This window comes from Oceanobacillus chungangensis, assembly GCF_003369565.1.
Taxonomy (GTDB): Bacteria; Bacillota; Bacilli; order Bacillales; family Amphibacillaceae; genus Oceanobacillus; species Oceanobacillus chungangensis.
Map to the genome: position 1 here is coordinate 15,711 of NZ_PIOD01000006.1, position 19,701 is coordinate 35,411.

Consider the following 19,701-nt stretch of genomic DNA (forward strand, 5'->3'; position numbering starts at 1 on the left):
TATGTTAAAAAACAAAAACATTATTTAATAAGGGGAGAGTGCAAGTAATCATGGTAAATACAATTATTAAAACAGAGAAGCTGTGTAAAACCTTTTCCAGCGGTGGAATTCAGCAGCATGTTTTGAAAAATCTGGATATCAGTATAGAACAAGGGGATTTTACAATCATCATGGGTAGTTCAGGCTCTGGAAAATCCACTTTGCTTTATGCTATTAGCGGTATGGATAAACCGACATTAGGTGAAATTGACTTTGCAGGGAAAGAAATATCTCAATTAAACAATGATCAACTAGCGATATTTAGAAGAAATAATTGTGGTTTTGTGTTCCAGCAAATTTATTTACTGGATAATATGAGCGTACTGGACAATGTACTGGCAAGTGGCCTTTTAGTCAATAAGAATAAGCGTGAACTCGTATCAAAAGCAAAGGAACTATTAATACAAGTAGGAATTACAGAAAACTCCTGGTCTAAATTTCCAACTCAGCTTTCAGGCGGTGAAGCGCAGCGAGTTGGAATTGTTAGAGCGATAATCAACAGTCCGAAAGTATTATTTGCAGACGAGCCAACAGGGGCATTGAACTCTTCGTCTAGTGGTAGTGTTTTAGATGTATTTACAAATGTAAATCGCGAAGGGCAAAGTATTATTCTGGTAACGCATGATATTAAAACGGCATTGAGAGGAAATCGAATTTTATATTTGCGAGATGGCGTCATCTGCGGTGATTTGAAGTTAGGTGCATACAGTGAGAGTGAGGATGCAAACCGTCGTGAGAAGCTAAGGACTTTCCTTTCAGAAATGGGGTGGTAAGGTGAACATTATAAATCTAGCTATGGCTAATATTAGGAAAAATAAATCTGCGAGTGTATCGCTATTTATATTTATTTTGGTTGCCGCGCTTCTGCTTAATATTGGTCTAATGGTCATTACTCAAATAAATTCATTTTTTGATAACAAAGTGGAACAATTAAGCGATCCCCATGTTTCCATTATGATGGATAAAGCAAGTTACCATGCCGATTATGAAGCGTTTTTAGCGAACTATTCTAGAATAACAAATACCGAGACAGAAGAAATTATCATGATGGGCTCAGCCAAATTTGATTTTGGCAATAGTGAATTAAATAATAGTATCATTATTTTTAATGCAGGGAACAGTCGTATGATGGGACCGTTAAAATTAATTGAAAAGCTAAATACATCGGGTGCCAATGATATTTATATTCCTTACAGCTTTAAAACAAGTGGAAATTATCGATTAGGTGATAGCTTTACTATTCACTATCAAAATAAGGACTATGAATATCGAATTGCTGGATTCTTAGAAACAACGATGATGGGTACAAATAACGTTGGCGTTATGAAATTTATGCTGCCGGACACTCCCTATCAAGCTTTAGCTGATAAATTAGACGAACAATCCGATGCGATGATCTTATCTGCAGTGATGGAAGATAAAACCCAATCAACGAAGCTGTTAAATGATTTTACTAAAGAATTTCCACAATCTGTTGTTGGGGAGACGACTTCCTATATATTGGGTTTAGATATTGAAATGGTGAAAAGTGTGAATACATTAACGGTTAATATTGTGGCTACCATTTTAGTAGCTTTTGCTGCCATTATTGTACTAGTTTCACTAATTGTCATTAAGTTCCGTGTATCAAACAGCATTGAAGATGGAATGGCGAATATAGGAGCACTTAAAGCGTTAGGCTATACGAGCCTGCAAATTGTTTCTTCCATTATTTTGCAGTTTATCTTAATAGCCTTAAGTGCAAGTATGGCGGGGATAGCATTGTCATATGGTTTAATGCCTTTTATTGGAGGAGTTGTTTCAGCTTTAAATGGTTTAGTATGGGAACAAAGCTTTGATATTACCATTAATATTGTCAGTATTCTTGTTGTTGTTTTAAGTGTTGTAATCGTGACATTACTATCTGCCTTTCGTGTCCGAAAAATTTTGCCTGTTGTGGCACTGCGGGGAGGCATTCGAACGCACAGTTTTAGAAAAAATCACTTCCCGCTGGAAAAAGCAACAGGTGGTCTTCACTTCTTGCTTGCGATTAAATCAATGCTGGCAAATGCAAAACAAAATACGATGATTCTTTTAATCATGATTGCGTTAACTTTTGCATCTGTCTTTTCAATGGTACTATATTACAACATTGCATCAGATAAAACAGCATTTGTTAACATGTTTGGATCTGAACCAGCGAATGTTTTTATTGATGTTAAGCCGGAAGCTGATACAAGAGAATTTTTGAGAGAAATAAAACAAATGGATCATGTTAAGAAAGTGAATATTTTCGACTTGATTACGACAAAAGTTGATGGTCAAACCGTATATACAAATGTTACAGATCGTTATGACGATTTAGAGAATAATGTCGTCTATGAAGGACGACAGCCTACGCATGAAAACGAAATATCCATTTCCTGGGTAGTGTCAAATCAAATTAATAAAGAAATTGGTGATACGGTTGAAGTTGAATATGGAGCGGAGACAAAGCGTTATTTAGTAACGGGGGTGAGCCAATCTATTGGTAACTTAGGACAGATAGCAGCACTGACAATGGATGGGATTCAGCAATTACAATCAGATTACCAAGGGTCGACCTTATATGTATACTTAAATGATATTAAGAACAAAGACTTTATAAAAAATCTAAAGGAGCAGTATGGAGATAATATTGTTGAAACGTTAGATATTGATGAAAATATTGAAAGCCAGACGGGCATGTATACAGCTGCAGTGTTTGCTATTATGGTGATGGTGCTAACAATTACCGTTCTAATCGTAGTGATGATACTGTATTTGGTAATTAAAACGATGATTATTAAACGCAAAAAAGAGTTTGGTGTAATGAAAGCAATAGGCTATTCAACCATTCAACTGATGAGCCAAATTTCCATCAGTTTCCTGCCTGTAATTACTGCAGGTGTTGCAATCGGTGGTGTGCTGGGCTATTTTTTCACGAATCCAATGCTTTCCGCTTTACTTTCAAGCGCAGGGGTTAAACGATTGGACTTTACTATTCATTTACCAACTATATTAATACTATGTGTGAGCATCGTTATTTTGGCCTATATTGTGTCATTGCTCGTATCACGAAGAATTAAATATATTTCTGCTTATGGATTGATTACAGAATAGAGCGAGTGGATGAATAATTAATGCAATATCGTCATTTAATTTAATTAGTTCTAGAAAATGATTTATTATAAACAAATATTTATATATACTTTCATTATGAGTAAAAATTAATGGAGGAATTGATATGACAGAGGATAATAAAAACAGTAATCATAAGAAGTTAACACTGCAACGTGAAGAATTACTTATATCATTAAAAGCTCGTTTTGAGACAAATATGAACCGTCATCCAGGCCTGAAATGGGAGAAAATCCAAGCAAAGCTGGATGCTAATTCTGAAAAGCTATGGTCGCTCAGTGAAATGGAAAAAACTGGCGGTGAACCAGATGTGGTTGGTTACGATAAAGAGAAGGATGAATATATTTTTTACGATTGTTCAGCGGAGAGTCCTAAAGGCCGCAGAAGTATTTGTTACGATCGCGAGGCGCTAGAGTCAAGGAAAAAACATAAACCAGAAAATAGCGCTATTGATATGGCAAATTCCATAGGTATCGAAATTTTAACGGAAGAACAATACAGACAACTGCAGAAACTAGGTAATTTCGATTTAAAAACGTCTAGTTGGGTTGAGACACCTTCTGATATTAGAAAACTAGGCGGGGCTATCTTTTGCGATCGTCGCTACGACACGGTCTTTATGTACCATAATGGAGCAGATTCCTACTATGCTGCAAGGGGATTCCGTGGCTCTTTAAGGGTCTGACTTATATAAAGTTATGGAAAACCTTCCTATTGGGATTATTATAAATCTCGAATAGGAGGGTTTTTTTTATCATTTCCATATGCAGTTATACTAGGGGAAATATCTTCTCATCAACTCAACTAAAAAAGTATAAACTCCTTTTCAAACCCTCATATTCCCTACATTAAGAGAGGTTCTTTATGCTATAATTTATAGGGCGTAAATTCTTGGTCAAGAGAGGTGAATTGCTTCGCTTATTGGAATATTAATTATTACAATTGGTCTTATTCCTATTGTATTAGCTTTTGCTATTAGTCAAATTTTTAAAGGATCTAAACTGTCCAAAGGGTTATTCATAGGGATGTGTTTACTAGCTTTTTGGCAATTTTACATAGGAGTTCTTTACTTTGAAGAGTCTTGGAATGAAGATGTTGTTTTATTACTTTTTCGTATGTTCCGCTTCGGTCCAATCTTTACTATACCTACCCTCTTTTATTTAATATCCATCATCATACAGGATGAGCCAATGAGAAAGGGTAACAATCGATGGATAGAAGGTATTTCTAAGTCAGTATTTAATAAAAAAAACTTCTACCTATTACTTGCTTGGAGTGTATTTGTTTATCTTGTTGATTGGACAACGTTAGGTATTGCTAAACTAAATATTGTTAGTTTAGATTTTTCTTCTATTAAATTTTATTACCCAGTTTATGGGACGTTAGGCTTGTTGTTTAAAATTCATATGGCTAGCTTTGTGCTTATCTTAACAATGGCATTTATTATTTTGCCAAAGCTTCTGAATGCGAATACAAAAAACTTTTTAATGAGATTTTCTATATATGCAGTGCTTTTTTATACATTTGGTTTATTAAACTTTCATCCAGCGACGGGCATGATAACTGGTAGCATAGGAGTCATACTATTCTCTACGTTAATTATGTTAGAGTTTGTAAAGCTGAACACGAATATGAAGTTAAATTACCATGAGTTGATGGAAAGACAAAAAAAGTTAGACTATACAGGAAGCCTAACTGCCAGTTTAATACATGAGGTTAAAAACACTAATCAGATAATAAAAGGTTTTTCTAAAATGTTAAACAAGATAGAATTCATGACGGATAGAGACAATGGTGCTATAGAGATGATCATGAAGTCTTCAGAGCATTTACGAGAACTTGCAGACAATTACCAAGAATATATGAAAGCGTCCAAAATAGTACTTAAAGTAGATGATTTGAAGTCAGTTATTTACAATGCTATAGAAATGTCGCAAGAAATTACGAAAGAGCGTCATGTGGAAATTGAATTCATCAATCATTTTAAACCATTAAAGGCTTACATAAATAAAACCTATCTGGAACAAGTGTTTATTAATTTGATCAAAAATAGTGTAGAGGCTATTCCAGAGGGTAAGGAAATTAAGAAAATAACGATTAGAACAGAAGTTGTCGACAAGAGTATCTTAATTCATTTTTGGGATACTGGAAATGGGATACCTTTTGAAAATTGGGAAAGTGTTTTTAATCCATTTATGTCTAATAAAGATAGCGGGATGGGATTAGGACTTCCTTTTGTTAAAAAGGTATTAATCGAGCATTTGGGAAACATCAGCATTGTTGAAAGCACTGCTATGGGAACACATTTTCAAATTGAATTACCCCAGAATGGGTTGGTGGATTTGGAGCAACTAGATAAAGGATCTGCTTAAGAAAGCGGATCCATTTTTCATGGAGTGAAAGGAATGGCTTTAGGGGGACAGCTTGGATTAATTAGTAATATGATTTTTTATGATGCCCCTAAGAGTAATTCTGCTAGTTAATTAACTTCCAAGCAATCTTATTATCAATAAAATCCTTATTTATACCATTACTATGAGGCAGAATTTTATTTTCGATAAAAATTACTTCCTTGGCATATCGTTTGATTCTCGGCATTACAAAACTGATCCTTCTTTTATCTCTACCTAGAAAATCAAAAGAATAAAAAGCAACAACATCAATGTTACTTTCTAAATTTATAAGATATGTTATTAGTTCATTTAAACCTGGTCGCTGTAAATTCAAATATCCAAGATCGGAAAATTTCTTTACAATATCAATATTGTACTCATTTAAACGTTCTAAAATTTTATTTTCTATTGCTGCGACATTATAATTTTTTTCTACAATACGTTGGGAATAGAATATCCCTGTTTTGTAATTATATGAATTAAACATTATAACTCCTCATCTTTATAACTCAAGTGAATACTATAAGTAATTAACACTTTTCTCAAGAACTATACTTAAAGCTGTATATTGTAAAAAGGCTTTATCTATTCGTGATTGTTGAGTGAAAGATATTGTATCAGTCACTAGTTTTAATTAAAAAGGGAATTTTCGGAATGTTTTGTTGACATATATTCAAATTAATGGTTTTATTAACTCAAGTAATAGAAGGATTGCTTGGAAATGGCACTCTCGTCTAGACTTCGCAGAACAACCTGCAGAGTCACGCTCAACAAGAAAAAGTTTACTAATAAAACTACCAATATATTCAAGTTAGTTGTAAGAACAAGTATTAAATTTGATAAATGTTGGATAATCGTGTCAGTAATAAACCAGTTGGCATCTCAGTTAGGTAGAATCGATGAAGAGCGCAAGAGAAAAAATCTTATAGCTCCTCAACTAAAAAGAGTCAAAATATCAAACAGTACAAGCTGTATTGAAGTATAATATGGGGTGATAGTATGAAAAGATATAAAAAATGTCAAAGCTGTGCCATGCCATTAAAGAAGATGGAAGACCGTGGTACGGAAAAGGATTTAGATAAAAGTTTAATGTATTGTAAGCATTGTTTTCAGGAAGGAGAATTCATTCAAAAGGAATTTTCTGTAGATGAAATGAAAATATTTGTAAAAGATAAATGCATCGAGATGGGGCTTCCGAAGTTTTTGGCAGGAATGTTTGTAAAAAACCTTCATAAATTGGAGAGGTGGAAATAGACATTACTTCCTAGCTAAAGATCATGATGTTAGGCTTATTTCATTTTGATGACTATAGTGAAGCCCTTTGTTGCGATACTTAAATAGGGCATCGCCATTTTTGGTTGATTAACATAGAAGATTATGGAGTATTGTACATAAAGTAACGAGTGCGAGAGATGAATTCGAACGGTAGCTGCCTTTTCCTTGTTGTACTAACGTAAGAAGAAGTTATTGAAATAAAAATATTGAAGCGTACAAATGAAAAAGGGCCAGACCAATTGATAAACAAGCAAATCTGCCCCTAAAATATTCTTATTCTTTAGGTTGTAAATCCTCAATCGAATCAATGTCCATATATTCAGGTACAACAAAACCAATTTTTGCACCGGTTAAGTTTTCACCTAAAATAACAATGTCCTCCTGGTATTGTTCATAAAAAGCACCATGCGTTACAGGTAACCAAGGAGCAAGTGATGCATCAGCTTCGCCGTTAGCTATTGCCGGGTCCTTTCATCTCCGTCGACCGCCTCTACGCCTTCTGTCCACTCATTTACTTTATCTTGATTCTCATCGCCCCAATTCATTGCTGCTTCCTCAATTGAAATATTTTGCGCGTCAAGCATGACTGTTTCCATATCTTCTGATTCCCAGTTGAAACGATCAAGAATTTCATAGGCATTGGGCATATCCTCTTTTAAACCTATTCTTGCCATTGTATGAATGCTATCCTCTTCACCAAATGAACCTTGTGGATCCTCTAAATATTTCAAATCATAAGAAGCAAACATATAGTGTGGATTCCAACCAACTACAATATGCGAGAGAACCCATTGTAACAACACAATCACCTGATTCTAAAATCACTATTGACTTTTATACTGTAAATGGCGGAGCGGCTACCTCCATCGGTGTATTAGGAATAGTAGAATGTCCCCTTTGGTTTAAGAAAAATATTTATCATGAATAACAATATGGACAAAGTTGATATTGAATGGAAAAATAACCATACCATCACAATTAACAATCATACGTTGAACCTGAATAAAGGAAAAATTTTTTCGGATTAACAAATATTTCTCACACTAAATGGTGCAAGAATTCAATAAAGCGATCAATTTATTGATCGCTATTTCTAATTCAGGGATTGGATTTCAATCTGATTTGAATATTATGTTATCATTCAGATGTACAGATATTGAGCTACCATGAAAGTTTACATCCGAAAATCCTAAAAAAGACAAAAACAAACTAGACCCAGCATTTTATGATTTTTAAAAGCTGAGACAAGATTGTTGTGAATGCACCCAAAAGTCATTATAGACATAGAAACAAACTTTCATTCCTTGTGGTGTAGCGCTGATTTTGCGCTTCATGAATGGCTAACGGGCCAGTAGAGTTGAAGAAGGTTTTATATTTAATCTATGGTAATATATTTATTAGAAGATACAATTTTTTGAAAACGGAGGGGTATTTTATGAAAAGAAAATTAGGTTTAGTTTTTGGTTTAATAGGAGTTCTTGCATTATCAATTGGATTTACAGATGTAATAGCAAAAGAACAAACTGACGTTAGTAATGGAGATAAAATTAGAGTTGTAACAGTAGAGGAACAAGAAGTGCGTGAAAATGAGGATATTGAAGGGAAAGACCTTAAAACAGTTATAACAGTAGAAGAACAAAATAGAGTAGAGAATTCATCAGCTTTATCAGGATTTGTACCACAAGAAAATGGACACGGGTTTTATTTTATTAAGAGCAATATACTGAATAATTAAATTTAATTGGTGCGTTACTTGAAGATGAGATCGAACGGCAGCTATTAAGCTAACTGGGCAGATTAGTTGAAGAAGCAATGCTTGTTAATAAAAAAACTTTTAGTTTGGTGATGGGGAAGTTAAAGAGAAAATATGGGAATGGTTCTTAGATAAATTGGGGTTGTCCCTAAATGTCTCAAAAAATATAGGGAATAGAATTTATCCCTATATTTTTTTCAATACTTTTATTTGCATAATTTCAGAGGAATATTTGTTCTAAAATATGAATACGTTTAGTCTTATTCCCCAGGTCGATGATAGCCATCGCTTGTATGATGCGACATATGTTGCCCATATTGACTTTGTTGGGAGCCGTGATAACCGTCATGATGCATCATATGTTGCCCATGATGCATCATATGTTGTGGGTGATAATAATAATGATGATGATAATGATGGTGATAATGGTGATGCGCAGTTCCTCCAGGTTGTTGACGTAAATTATCTGACATTTGTACACCTTCCTTCTCATTGTTCAAGATAATCTTATTCACATGATTAAAAAAGGTGCCTGTTTATTGTAATATACATGCCTAGCTTGTTAAGCTACTGGTACATTAGTGTTGAAGATGAAATCGAACGGGAGCTATTGTGCTAACAGGGCAGATTATTTGAAGAAACTAAATTCTGTTAAGATATTATTATAGAGAAAAAATAGGGGGAAAAGTAAATGGACACCGAACAAAAGCTTTATCAAGTAGCAATAGATTTGATAGAAAAGAGATATCCTTCAGGTTGGGGTGGAGCCGCAGCAATGTATACGGAAGACGGGCAAATCTTAACCAGTGTGGCACCAGACGTTATCAATGCTTCGACAGAATTATGTATTGAAACCGGTGCAATTCTTGAAGCACATAAACTAAATACAATGGTCACTCATACTATTTGTGTTGTTAGGGAAGATGAGGATTCCGAATTTACCGTTTTAACTCCATGTGGTGTATGTCAAGAAAGGCTATTTTACTGGGGAGAAAATGTAAAAGCTGCTGTAACTAATCCAAATGGTAAATTGGAGTTTAAAACATTACAAGAAATACAACCATATCATTGGTATAAAGCCTATGAAGATTAATTTTTATTATTAAAGTAAATGGTGCGATTGTTAAACGAGGCGATCATAATTGATCGTCTTTTTCTATTGCAAAATTCCGTAATTATTTCTTGAATATTGTGTTAATATTGAGGTGACAGATATTGAAGTAACGAGGCAGGATAATTTAATAAATGATTAGGAGTTGTCTAAATGATTGAACATAGAAAATTTCCGAATTTAGAAACAGATAGGTTATTATTGCGAAATGTAAATAATGAGGATGTTGATTTTATTTATAGGCTTTTTAGTGATAAGAGGGTATGTGAATTTTTATATGATGAAGAATTATTTACAAGTAGAAATGATGCAATAGAGTTTGTTGAATGGAATAAAGATCCAGAAGAAAAGGGATACAATCGTTGGGTATTAGTCAAAAAAGGTGCTAACCAAGAACAGATTGGAACCTGTGGATATGATAATTGGGACAGAATGAACAATATTGCAGAAATTGGCTATGATTTATGGCACGAATATTGGGGACAAGGATATATGAAAGAGGCATTAATTAGTGCAATTGAAAGTGGATTTAATCATATGAAATTGAATAGAATTAACGCTTATGTTGCTTTAGATAATGTTAACTCTATGAAGCTATTAGAAAAAATTGGATTTGTAAATGAAGGAGTATATAGAGATAAGCATTTATTTAGGGGTAAATATTATGACCATTATTCCTTTTCTTTGTTAAAAAGAGATTGGAACCAATAGTAAGGTATATTAAATATCAAACTAACGAACACAATTGGTACGTGATTGGTTTTACTGAAACTAATTGGTACTTTAGTTGATTAAGAAAATTGACCAGGATCTCTTAATAAAGTCCTTTTTGTGTTAAATAACTAACGGTATACTATCTAAAATGACAGCGCAATTTACGTCATTTGGTCTGTCATTAAATTAATATGCACCACAAAACAGAGCCATTTAGTATTATACTCTGTCTTTTTTATATTTCCTAAGATAGACGGGCACTAATATATCTTTAATTCGAGTTATTTTCTTTGCCTATTCCTTCCTTGGGTTGTAAAGTTATAGTACCAAAGTATTATGCAATTAAAAAGCTTGCCTATTAGGAAGAGAATGCAAGGAGAGTATATATAGATGAGAAACTGGATTGTAGACCATATACATTCAACAGTTGGATTTGAAGTGAAACATATGATGGTCTCCAAGGTAAGAGGTCAATTTGATTCCTTTACAGCGGATGTAGAGGCTGATGATTTAACGGATTTAACAACAGCAAAGATTGCATTCAAATTTGAGGGTAATAGTATAAACACACGCAACCGAGAACGTGATAAACACTTAAAATCAGCTGATTTCTTTGATGTTAATAATTACCCAACGATTGATTTTAAATCGACTACAATTACAAAAAATGGCGATAGTTATAAACTAACAGGTGATTTAACGATAAAAGCTATAACGAAATCAATAACTTTTGATGTTGCTTTCGGGGGTAAAGCTACAGACCCAAGGGGAGTAGAAGTTTACGGTTATGAAGCAGAGGCAACAATTAACCGAGATGAATTTGGTCTAACTTGGAATGCAGCCTTAGAAACTGGCGGCGTACTGGTTGGTAAAGAGGTTAAAATTTTAGTTGAATTAGAATTAAATCATCCAAATCATGTTTTATCAAATGCAACCATTATCAAGAAGCCATCTTTAAGCAAAAGTGAGTATTTGGAGCATGAAACAGAAAGCAATAAAATTCACAGAATGATTGCCGAAAACTTAACGGACTTTATTTTGATTATTAATAGAAATGGGGTCATTCAATATGTCAATCCATCACTAAAAAAAGTGTTAAATGGTGACGTTCCTTCAATTCAAAAGAGTAATTTTTATAAAAACATCCACCCTGATGAACAGGATAACGTAAGAAATGAAATTATTTCATATTCTGGCAGAACGATAAAAAAGTCATTAAAAAGGGAATTCCGATTTCTTCATTCAGAAGGATATTATCTGGATGTAGAGGCAGATATCGTTAGTATAAACAATCCTTCATTTATAAATTATGAAAATGAACTAATTTTAGTCGTCATGCGTGATATAAGTGAACGAAGAGAAGCAGAAAAAGCGATTTACCAATTAGCATTTCATGATCATCTGACCAATCTTCCTAATCGCCGTTCGTTTATGAATCAGCTTCGTAGTGAAGTTATGGATCGAAAATACTCCAGGTCTAAACTGTCTGTATTTTTTATTGATCTGGATAATTTTAAGCAGATTAATGACCAATGGGGACATGATGCAGGAGACCTCGTACTTAAAGAAGCAGCAGAAAGAATTCAATCAGTTTTACGTCCAACAGATATAGTAGCTAGATTAGGCGGTGATGAATTTGTTGTCATGCTAAGAGATGTGCACGGTGAAGAAGATGCTATCAATATTGTCCAAATGATGTTATTACAGTTTCAAAAACCTATAGGCGAATCTGATCAAGAGTATCCACTTACCTGCAGTATTGGTGTGGCAAACTATCCTGATCATGGAGAATCTCCTGAGGATCTGATCCAGAATGCGGACACTGCTCTTTATTATGTAAAAGAACGCGGTAAAAATGATTATATGATATTCAATCAACAAATGGAACATCAATCATTAGAAAGGCGTTTACTTGAGAATGCATTAAGACAAGGGATCAGAGAGCAACAATTTTACTTAGAATATCAACCGAAAGTTAACATGACTTCAAATAAATTAATGGGAATGGAAGCGTTGGTTAGATGGAATCACCCAGAGTTAGGGATTATTTCTCCAGGGAAATTTATTCCATTAGCCGAAGAATCGGGATTAATTGTTCCTTTGGGAGAATGGATTCTTAGAGAAAGTTGCCGTCAAGCGTCGGCTTGGGGAGCCTTGGACGTTCCACCTTTAACTTTATCTGTAAATATCTCCGTTCGTCAGTTAGTGGACCGAGATTTTGTCGATAAGCTAAAAACAATTTTACAAGAAACAGGATTAAATCCTAGAAGGCTTGAATTAGAGATTACGGAAAGTGTCTTGGCAAATATCAAAAGTACGATTCCCATTTTAAAAGAAATAAAGAAACTGGGCATCCAGATTTCTATCGATGATTTTGGAACTGGTTATAGTTCCCTAAGTTATATTAAAGAACTTCCTATTGATACTTTGAAAATCGACCAATCGTTTGTGAAAGATATACATACGAATAAAGAAAGTAAAGAAATAGCAAAGGCTATCATAAACTTAGCCAGTTCTATTGGATTAAATGTGATTGCAGAGGGAATCGAACTTGAGGAACATGTGGACGAACTCAGTAAAGATGGATGTATACTTGGACAAGGATACTTTTACAGTAGACCATTGAAGGTAGAAGCATTTGAGGACTATATGACAACTAATCAGGAATCGTTATATAGCCTGAACTAGAATTGATTCATGAAAGTTACAAGACAAGCGATTTCATATGTTTTATGGTAACAGGTAACGGATATCTATTAAAATTGAACCTAGATGATTATTCTATTATAATATCGAAGCGAGAAAGTGTAATTCTTATCCGTTTCTATAATGTTACTATTCTCGTCCTTTTTAATTGATCAACTATCTAAGTATTGGATTCGACTCATTTACATAGAACTACTATGCATTATGGTAGAATTGTTATGGAGGTTTTGTGACGATGGAAATTATAATCTTGGTTATTATTTTAGGAATAGCTTCACTTGTGAATAAGATATACGATAGAGTGAATATAGATAATTACTCCCCACTTTGGGAGTATTTCGCTAAATCCCTCCTCTACGGAATCATCATCGTATTTACAATGCTTTACGGTAAAGAATCGCTGGATGAGCTTTCCCCGCTTGAATGGGCCATTGTTGCTGTGTCAGCAATCGAAGGAACAGGGAACTATATCAATTATATAAAAGAATCAAAAAAAATGAAAAGCAAAAAAGCAAAAAAGTAAGGTCATTTAGCATATGTCCTTACTTTTTCCTTCTCAAAGATTTGTTATTTCCGTGTATTATACTATATATCGTTGGACTGTTAATATGTAATGCACCACTTTTTCAATCCAATTTGCAAGCTACCTCATTTCAGATTATGCTCTCAACGTCCTTCATCTCAGCTGCCCCATCATCTTCAAATTTACCTTTGAGTACTTCTAATTTCTACTTATGTAGTAACAATACTCCTTTACACTCTAATAATATTAATCTAACTTTATCACAATTATTTTACATTAGAACTCCTAATAAATTAAATGAATATATTAATACATATTTTCTATTGACTAAACGTTCATTCAATAATAAAATATAACAGAAAATTCATTTAAATCGGGAAGGAGTGCATTGGATTTATATTTCGAGAGCACTGGCAATGGGCATCCTGTTGTTCTTATCCATAGTGGAGGGGCTGATTTGAGGCTATGGACATTTTTAGCACCTCTTTTATCGAAGCATTACAACGTGATTACTTTTGATGGCCGTGGTGCTTGTAAATCACCATCTCCTTTAAAACATGCAAACTATGTTGAAGACGTACGGAAACTTATGGATTACCTAGAGCTTAAACAGGCAACGATTATTGGCCACTCGATGGGTGGGCAGATTGCAACGGATTTTGCACTAAATTACCCTGAAAGAGTATCAAAACTTGTATTAATTGCTCCTGCTTTAACTGGTTATTCTTATTCAAAAGAGTTTGAAAACTATCATATCAAAATATCGGAAGCTGCACCAAATATAGATAAAATGTTAGAACTTGCACTTAATTCCCCAACTTATCAAGTCGTTATCGACAGTCCACAAAAAGATCTCACGGCTAAAATGCTTAGGCAGCATTTCGAGCGAGTGCTTGAGTGGCCCGCTGATTTCCGCATAAAATGGCCTCAGCCGAAAGCATATGAAAGATTAGAAGAATTGAATCCCGAAACATTATTTATTATCGGCGATAAGGACTTGGCAGATAATTATCGGGTTGCCGATTGTTTCCGTAAGGTTGCAAACATCCGATTCATTGAAATGCAAAATGCCGATCATATGTTACCGCTTACTCACTCTGAAGATTTATATCAAGAAATCACTGCATTTATGGAGGTGTGAAGTTAAATGCCGCGTACACCCGAAGAGAATGACCGTATCCGCCAAGCGTCCAAAGAAAAAATTCGTGCTACAGCTATGGAGTTATTTATTAAACAAGGATATTACGCTACTTCTATAAGCGATATTGCCAATCAAGCGGGCATTTCGAAAGGGTTACTCTATAGCTATTATAAAGGGAAAGAAATGTTGCTATCTGAAATGGTTGAGGCCAGAATTAGGGAAGTGGTTGACGTAATGGCAGAAGCAGTCGATATGGAGACACCTACTGAGCAGCTTAAATATATTGTCAATGGTGCGATTGATAATATCCATAAAAATCCGGAAGTCCATCGATTCTATCTGCACTTGCAAACTCAGCCAGAAGCAGATGAAGAGCTGATAAAATACAGTCATCGCATTATTGATGAAAATACTAGACAGTTTGAGTTGCAATGTAAAATATTTGAAAAAATGGGAGAAAAAGATTCAAGAAGGCGATCATTATATTTTTCAACTGTACTACAAGGTATGATGTTGATGATCTCTACCTATCCAGGAAAGTTTCCGATAGAAGAACTCAAGCAGCAGATTATAAGGGAATTTTGTAACTAGCCTATCGTTTAAAACGAGCTTATCTTTAGTAGAGTTTAAACAAAAATCCTCAACACGAGCATTTTAAGAAAGGGATTGTGTTCTTTTGTACAGGGCCATTTAGCGGAAGAGTGAGGGGGGATATGAATGCGTAACGTAAGCTGGTTCCCAGTTTATTTATTTATATTCATGATGACAGTTGTTGGTTTTTTAGTATTTGACAATATGACTTCATCAATCATTTTTGGGATAAGTGTCGGTGGTATATTTGGTTGGTTATTTACCAGTAAAAAATCTAGAGATGATGAATAGTATGTTGCTTCTTTTACTACCCTATTTCAGAAAATGGCGCTTAAATGTGCTCTTGCTGTATTTATAGGTCATTAATAATGAAATCCAACAAAGGAGATGATAGGAAATGGAATCGATGGAAATAAAGGTGAAACAAATTGAATTAAATGGACTCACGTTTCAGTATCGCGAGACTGGGGAACCTTCTTCACCACCGATTGTTGCACTTCACGCAATGGGATCAGGTGCAGAAACATGGGACCAAGTGGCTGCTGAATTAGGAGGGGAATACCGTGTTTTAGCTTTAGACCAGCGGGGGCATGGTGGGAGCGCGAGAACTAGCAAATACTCTTTTGAACTAATGTGTGATGACTTACTTCATTTTGCAGATGCTATGAATCTTGAAAGGTTTACCCTAATTGGTCATTCAATGGGAGGAACAGTATCCTATCTTTTCTCGGAAACATTTCCGTCAAGGATAGAACGGTTGATTATTGAAGACACTCCACCGCCTTTTCAGGATGAGCCGATTGAAATTCCTTCCAGCCCTTCTGAACCTCTACCGTTTGATTGGGAGGTTGTACCATCGATTCTAAGTCAACTTAATGAACCCAATCCCGAATGGTGGGCGCGTCTTACCGGCATTACGATGCCGACTCTTATTATAGGTGGTGGATCCAGTCACATTCCTCAAAACAAATTGCAGGAAGTTTCTGAGCTTATTCCGAAATGTGAATTGGTAACGATACAGGATGCTGGGCATTTTGTGCACGATGATAATTTATTAGCCTTTATGGCTGCTGTAAAAAGTTTTCTTAATTCGTGAGTTTCCGATTGTTATTAATTAAGTGGCTAGAAGGCTATTAATTCTGCTTGAACTATTTTTCATTGAAGAGTGCGATTGTGCAAGACCATTAGTCTAATTCCTCTATAAAATGTGGGGGAATTAGACTTTTTTACCTTTCCAAAATCCTTAACGTTATACATCCACTTTTCTTGATATTACTATTGGTAAGCATGTTGGCAACAAGTGGTAAATTCTTGTGAGAATTGCTGTTAAAAAACATCGCAGAAGAGGTATATTCTTATAATCATATTCAATTTCTCCAATATTAGATATTCGTTCCATATAGAAACAGATGCCTTTGAAGAGAAGATTGAAAAATACAAGGAATTTAGTGAAGCTCCCTGAGCTGTTGGGGATGCAAACGCAAATCAGGTTAATCTGGTCTCTTCAAAGGTAGTAGTTGAAAATCCTGTTAAATAGAAAATGAATAGATGGTTTTGAAAAAGGTTACTAATTATTAAATGTTTATTAATTGACGGATGTCGCCTTGCTATTGGACTCAGCTTTAGACTTTACGTCGTCTTTAGCGGATAATAATTGATCCTTTGGCTCTACTGCTCTATCTTTTACATCGACTAATTCACCTTGTGCGTCTTTCACTGAAGACACAACTTCTTTTGATTCCTCAACTACATTTTTAGTTGTATCTTTAATATCTTTAACTTGTGTATCCAAAATTGCCTGTATTTTATTGATTGCCTCTTTGGAAATCTCTGTTGCATTCTGAATACGAGTGATAATAGCATTCTTCGTACCATTTGGATCTTCTTTAATTGTTGTTGCATATTTGCTTACAGAATCCTTCATGTTCTTAGAAGTATCTTTTACTTTCTCGCGAGCATTACTATTCAGAAGAACTAATGAAGAAGCTCCTGCAATTATTCCAGCAACAATCAATCCTGTTTTTGCCTTTTTATGTTTTTCTATTGTCATATCCAATGAAAAAACTCCCTTTCATAATATAGATATTATTTATTGGTTATTCTTTAAATTCCCGTAATGCAACAGAATAAACATCTACTTTCAGGAGATTAGAAAACGGATAATAAGAAAAAAATCCGAACGAATTCTAATTAAAAAATTTTGAAATATAGTTCGGATTCTTCTTAGCCTAATACACTTTTCTCCCAGCCGCTTCTTCATTTTATTGAAAAATACGCATCAGATTAACCGGATAATCGATCCATGGATTGCGATTGCCCTGGATTTCATAGATAGCGAGATTGTGATGCTTCTCATAAATGCCAGGTGGAAAATCTTCATGCCATTTCAGGAGTAGAGATACATCTATTTCCTTTTTATGGGAAGCTTCTATTTCATCAGGATATCTTAGTAAAAAATAGAGCATGGCTCGGGCAACAGCACCTTTTCCGTATTCCGGTTCAAATCGTTCATCCAATGACTTGCCGCAGGATTCCTTTACACCCTGGACGGATATCAGTTCTGGATTGTAGTCGCTGAAATCATGGTATGGGAAGTTGCTCCGCATTGAGTTACAGGCTGGATCACACGTGAATAAATGGTGAATATCCCCGCGCATTGGCTCCCTCTCATTGAACCAGGACTGTGGTACGACATGCTCACAATTATATTTAAAGTTCGATTCAATTTGCGCTAGACGTTGCTCTTCGTTTTGCCCGGAAGCTTGGAATGCTTCTGCTGCTTCCCTTCGTTTCCTTGTAGTATTCGCATCTTCTTTAATGACATTTTCGGGTTGTCTAATTTTTCCCGAGTAAATGCTTTTTAATCTGCCATCTGGCTGGAGGTCGACCCAAGGATATACATACTCAGATGGATCGTAACGGACAATGTTTGTATGGCTTGCTTCCAGCAGCTGACGGATAGAGTCCAGGATACCTGGCTGCATAAAATTAATGTTTTGGTAGTACTGGGAGATGATCTGTGCGTCCTTTTCTACATCATAATAAGCGTTTTGATCCAGCTGGATAAGGGCTTTTGCGTTCGCTGTTTCTGAAAGGATTTGCTGAATACGCTCAGGTTCCATTGATACGGGAAGCAGCTTCTCAGTCTGTTCAGTTGATAAGATCATCTGTCATCCTCCTTAGATTATGTATTACAATAGGTTATTTCAAGGTTGAGGTGGGGGATTCCTTCTTGGTTTGGAAAGATGGGAGGAAAGGACTGTGGGGACAGGTTCCTTGACCCAATTAGTTTTTAGGTTTATAGGACGATGAACCTGTCCCCGTGAACCTCTCGTATCAGAGCAAAAAGTAAATTAATATAAAAGTAGATTAATATAAATGGCAAGATTTATAGGATTGTTAAGTATGAGGATTGATTCAAGTAGCCTAGCCATCTATTACGGGTGGGACCGACCCCTAAACTACTAATCTTAGTATGTTTGGGAGTAACCACCATTATTTATGAGTTTTGAAACTTTTACTTGAAGTGATTTATAGTGAAAATTACTTCTTTTTTAACTTCCTTTCTGAAAAATGCTCTTATTCCTAAAACAAGAAAAAGGGAATTACCTTTATTTGTAGAAGTTATTAAAGTGGGGAAAAAAGAAGCAGGAAGGGTTTTTACTAAAACTGTAACAAGTAAAATAAAAGTATGGGGGGCACCAAAGTTAGCTTCATATATTGGAGTTGCTGTAGCATTTGCTCTTGAATATGCAGATGTGGGAGGGCAAATTGCAAAACAGATTGATAAACGCGATAAAAGACCAAATGATGGATGGTTAGATCTTTGTTAAATAAAGGTGGTAAAAATGAGAATATTACTTACAGCTATTTGGACTTTCATAGTTCTTTATGCAATGGAATTATTGGAAGTAACTAAGGATATTTATCACTTATCTATTGCTTTACTAATAGCATTTGGAGGAGCGCTGTTGATTTTTTCTTTGTTTAAGGTTAAGAAACGAAAAAAAGAAATAAAACGATAAAGAACAATTGGTGGAGAATTTACTTATGAAAACTAAGTGAACGTTTTAAGTCTCCATACGATAATTCTTAGATCATGTATGAAAATATACAGCGAATATACTATGCTTATTTGCTAAATATACTATATATACTCCTCTGAAAGCTATTTTGCATCTTCAACTTTAAAACCCAGCTTATCTTCATGAGAAGATAAGCTGGGTTTCTTAACTATAGTGCTAGTTATCGCTTAAAGTAAGTGTAAAATAACTCCTAAAGTGACACTTTTGGACACCCTATTAGCCGGAAGAAGTT

The 19,701-nt window shown here is 34.8% G+C and carries 22 protein-coding genes; 17 read left to right on the plus strand and 5 right to left on the minus strand.

The window, feature by feature from the left end; all coding sequences use genetic code 11:
• The first annotated feature begins 50 nt into the window (after positions 1-50).
• From CWR45_RS06150 to CWR45_RS06165, 4 genes are all read left to right on the plus strand, one after another.
• Positions 51-812 (plus strand): ABC transporter ATP-binding protein, encoded by a 762-nt coding sequence (locus CWR45_RS06150; protein WP_115749004.1) that lies wholly within the window; start codon positions 51-53, stop codon positions 810-812.
• Position 813: 1 nt separating this feature from the next.
• Positions 814-3,159, plus strand: coding sequence for an ABC transporter permease (locus CWR45_RS06155; protein WP_245975360.1), 2,346 nt, complete (start codon positions 814-816; stop codon positions 3,157-3,159).
• Positions 3,160-3,283: 124 nt separating this feature from the next.
• The gene (locus CWR45_RS06160; RefSeq protein WP_115749005.1) at positions 3,284-3,862 is read left to right on the plus strand and encodes a DUF4256 domain-containing protein; all 579 of its coding nucleotides are present in this window, start codon (positions 3,284-3,286) and stop codon (positions 3,860-3,862) included.
• 505 nt (positions 3,863-4,367) lie between these two features.
• Positions 4,368-5,549 carry a sensor histidine kinase gene (locus tag CWR45_RS06165; RefSeq protein WP_245975361.1) on the plus strand — a complete coding sequence of 394 codons (1,182 nt, stop codon included), beginning with the start codon at positions 4,368-4,370 and terminating at the stop codon, positions 5,547-5,549.
• 103 nt (positions 5,550-5,652) lie between these two features.
• Here CWR45_RS06165 and CWR45_RS06170 read toward each other — a convergent pair whose 3' ends face one another.
• A complete protein-coding gene (locus CWR45_RS06170) occupies positions 5,653-6,057 on the minus strand; it encodes a recombinase family protein (protein WP_115749007.1) in 405 nt (134 codons plus the stop codon).
• A 512-nt stretch (positions 6,058-6,569) separates the two neighbouring features.
• On the opposite strand from CWR45_RS06170, the gene CWR45_RS06180 reads away from it, so the two are divergent.
• Positions 6,570-6,824, plus strand: a complete 255-nt coding sequence (locus CWR45_RS06180; protein WP_115749009.1) for a zinc ribbon domain-containing protein — start codon at positions 6,570-6,572, stop codon at positions 6,822-6,824.
• 294 nt (positions 6,825-7,118) lie between these two features.
• Here CWR45_RS06180 and CWR45_RS20085 read toward each other — a convergent pair whose 3' ends face one another.
• Together CWR45_RS20085 and CWR45_RS20090 are read right to left on the minus strand one after the other, a co-directional pair.
• Positions 7,119-7,304: a glycine betaine ABC transporter substrate-binding protein gene (locus tag CWR45_RS20085; protein WP_245975378.1), complete on the minus strand. Its 186-nt coding sequence runs from the start codon at positions 7,302-7,304 to the stop codon at positions 7,119-7,121.
• Entirely contained in the window at positions 7,301-7,645 is a 345-nt protein-coding gene (locus CWR45_RS20090) for a glycine betaine ABC transporter substrate-binding protein (RefSeq protein WP_245975362.1), read from the minus strand. The genes CWR45_RS20085 and CWR45_RS20090 overlap by 4 nt, the downstream gene beginning before the upstream one ends.
• Positions 7,646-8,280: 635 nt before the next feature.
• On the opposite strand from CWR45_RS20090, the gene CWR45_RS06195 reads away from it, so the two are divergent.
• From CWR45_RS06195 to CWR45_RS06235, 10 genes are all read left to right on the plus strand, one after another.
• The gene (locus CWR45_RS06195; protein ID WP_115749010.1) at positions 8,281-8,580 is read left to right on the plus strand and encodes a hypothetical protein; all 300 of its coding nucleotides are present in this window, start codon (positions 8,281-8,283) and stop codon (positions 8,578-8,580) included.
• A 262-nt stretch (positions 8,581-8,842) separates the two neighbouring features.
• A complete protein-coding gene (locus CWR45_RS06200; protein WP_115749011.1) occupies positions 8,843-9,103 on the plus strand; it encodes a hypothetical protein in 261 nt (86 codons plus the stop codon).
• 186 nt (positions 9,104-9,289) lie between these two features.
• Positions 9,290-9,691 carry a cytidine deaminase gene (locus CWR45_RS06205; protein ID WP_115749012.1) on the plus strand — a complete coding sequence of 134 codons (402 nt, stop codon included), beginning with the start codon at positions 9,290-9,292 and terminating at the stop codon, positions 9,689-9,691.
• A 171-nt stretch (positions 9,692-9,862) separates the two neighbouring features.
• Positions 9,863-10,420: a GNAT family N-acetyltransferase gene (locus CWR45_RS06210; RefSeq protein ID WP_115749013.1), complete on the plus strand. Its 558-nt coding sequence runs from the start codon at positions 9,863-9,865 to the stop codon at positions 10,418-10,420.
• A 393-nt stretch (positions 10,421-10,813) separates the two neighbouring features.
• Complete coding sequence (locus CWR45_RS06215) at positions 10,814-13,111, plus strand: EAL domain-containing protein (protein WP_115749014.1); 2,298 nt, start codon at positions 10,814-10,816, stop codon at positions 13,109-13,111.
• Positions 13,112-13,364: 253 nt separating this feature from the next.
• Entirely contained in the window at positions 13,365-13,652 is a 288-nt protein-coding gene (locus tag CWR45_RS06220) for a hypothetical protein (protein WP_115749015.1), read from the plus strand.
• A 388-nt stretch (positions 13,653-14,040) separates the two neighbouring features.
• Positions 14,041-14,793 carry an alpha/beta fold hydrolase gene (locus CWR45_RS06225; RefSeq protein WP_115749016.1) on the plus strand — a complete coding sequence of 251 codons (753 nt, stop codon included), beginning with the start codon at positions 14,041-14,043 and terminating at the stop codon, positions 14,791-14,793.
• Between the two features lie 6 nt (positions 14,794-14,799).
• Positions 14,800-15,384, plus strand: a complete 585-nt coding sequence (locus CWR45_RS06230) for a TetR/AcrR family transcriptional regulator (protein WP_115749017.1) — start codon at positions 14,800-14,802, stop codon at positions 15,382-15,384.
• Positions 15,385-15,510: 126 nt separating this feature from the next.
• Positions 15,511-15,675 (plus strand): hypothetical protein, encoded by a 165-nt coding sequence (locus CWR45_RS19745; RefSeq protein WP_170138805.1) that lies wholly within the window; start codon positions 15,511-15,513, stop codon positions 15,673-15,675.
• Positions 15,676-15,790: 115 nt separating this feature from the next.
• Entirely contained in the window at positions 15,791-16,480 is a 690-nt protein-coding gene (locus tag CWR45_RS06235) for an alpha/beta fold hydrolase (protein WP_115749312.1), read from the plus strand.
• A gap of 489 nt (positions 16,481-16,969) precedes the next feature.
• Here the strand turns inward: CWR45_RS06235 and CWR45_RS06240 are convergent, their stop codons facing one another.
• A complete protein-coding gene (locus CWR45_RS06240) occupies positions 16,970-17,440 on the minus strand; it encodes a hypothetical protein (protein WP_115749018.1) in 471 nt (156 codons plus the stop codon).
• Positions 17,441-17,645: 205 nt separating this feature from the next.
• The gene (locus CWR45_RS06245) at positions 17,646-18,551 is read right to left on the minus strand and encodes an endonuclease I family protein (protein ID WP_115749019.1); all 906 of its coding nucleotides are present in this window, start codon (positions 18,549-18,551) and stop codon (positions 17,646-17,648) included.
• Between the two features lie 369 nt (positions 18,552-18,920).
• On the opposite strand from CWR45_RS06245, the gene CWR45_RS06250 reads away from it, so the two are divergent.
• Both CWR45_RS06250 and CWR45_RS19750 read left to right on the plus strand, forming a co-directional pair.
• Positions 18,921-19,217: a hypothetical protein gene (locus CWR45_RS06250; RefSeq protein ID WP_115749020.1), complete on the plus strand. Its 297-nt coding sequence runs from the start codon at positions 18,921-18,923 to the stop codon at positions 19,215-19,217.
• A gap of 15 nt (positions 19,218-19,232) precedes the next feature.
• A complete protein-coding gene (locus CWR45_RS19750; protein WP_170138806.1) occupies positions 19,233-19,409 on the plus strand; it encodes a hypothetical protein in 177 nt (58 codons plus the stop codon).
• Positions 19,410-19,701: the final 292 nt, after the last annotated feature.

What these genes read in the sequence shown, in the direction of transcription:
- CWR45_RS06245 (WP_115749019.1), bottom strand. Translation starts at nt 18,551, where the DNA reads ATGATCTTATCAACTGAACAGACTGAGAAGCTGCTTCCCGTATCAATG.
- CWR45_RS06165 (WP_245975361.1), top strand. Translation starts at nt 4,368, where the DNA reads ATGAGAAAGGGTAACAATCGATGGATAGAAGGTATTTCTAAGTCAGTA.
- CWR45_RS06210 (WP_115749013.1), top strand. Translation starts at nt 9,863, where the DNA reads ATGATTGAACATAGAAAATTTCCGAATTTAGAAACAGATAGGTTATTA.
- CWR45_RS19750 (WP_170138806.1), top strand. Translation starts at nt 19,233, where the DNA reads ATGAGAATATTACTTACAGCTATTTGGACTTTCATAGTTCTTTATGCA.
- CWR45_RS06170 (WP_115749007.1), bottom strand. Translation starts at nt 6,057, where the DNA reads ATGTTTAATTCATATAATTACAAAACAGGGATATTCTATTCCCAACGT.
- CWR45_RS06215 (WP_115749014.1), top strand. Translation starts at nt 10,814, where the DNA reads ATGAGAAACTGGATTGTAGACCATATACATTCAACAGTTGGATTTGAA.
- CWR45_RS19745 (WP_170138805.1), top strand. Translation starts at nt 15,511, where the DNA reads ATGCGTAACGTAAGCTGGTTCCCAGTTTATTTATTTATATTCATGATG.
- CWR45_RS06180 (WP_115749009.1), top strand. Translation starts at nt 6,570, where the DNA reads ATGAAAAGATATAAAAAATGTCAAAGCTGTGCCATGCCATTAAAGAAG.
- CWR45_RS06200 (WP_115749011.1), top strand. Translation starts at nt 8,843, where the DNA reads ATGAATACGTTTAGTCTTATTCCCCAGGTCGATGATAGCCATCGCTTG.
- CWR45_RS06205 (WP_115749012.1), top strand. Translation starts at nt 9,290, where the DNA reads ATGGACACCGAACAAAAGCTTTATCAAGTAGCAATAGATTTGATAGAA.
- CWR45_RS06235 (WP_115749312.1), top strand. Translation starts at nt 15,791, where the DNA reads ATGGAAATAAAGGTGAAACAAATTGAATTAAATGGACTCACGTTTCAG.
- CWR45_RS06160 (WP_115749005.1), top strand. Translation starts at nt 3,284, where the DNA reads ATGACAGAGGATAATAAAAACAGTAATCATAAGAAGTTAACACTGCAA.
- CWR45_RS06195 (WP_115749010.1), top strand. Translation starts at nt 8,281, where the DNA reads ATGAAAAGAAAATTAGGTTTAGTTTTTGGTTTAATAGGAGTTCTTGCA.
- CWR45_RS06230 (WP_115749017.1), top strand. Translation starts at nt 14,800, where the DNA reads ATGCCGCGTACACCCGAAGAGAATGACCGTATCCGCCAAGCGTCCAAA.
- CWR45_RS06220 (WP_115749015.1), top strand. Translation starts at nt 13,365, where the DNA reads ATGGAAATTATAATCTTGGTTATTATTTTAGGAATAGCTTCACTTGTG.
- CWR45_RS06150 (WP_115749004.1), top strand. Translation starts at nt 51, where the DNA reads ATGGTAAATACAATTATTAAAACAGAGAAGCTGTGTAAAACCTTTTCC.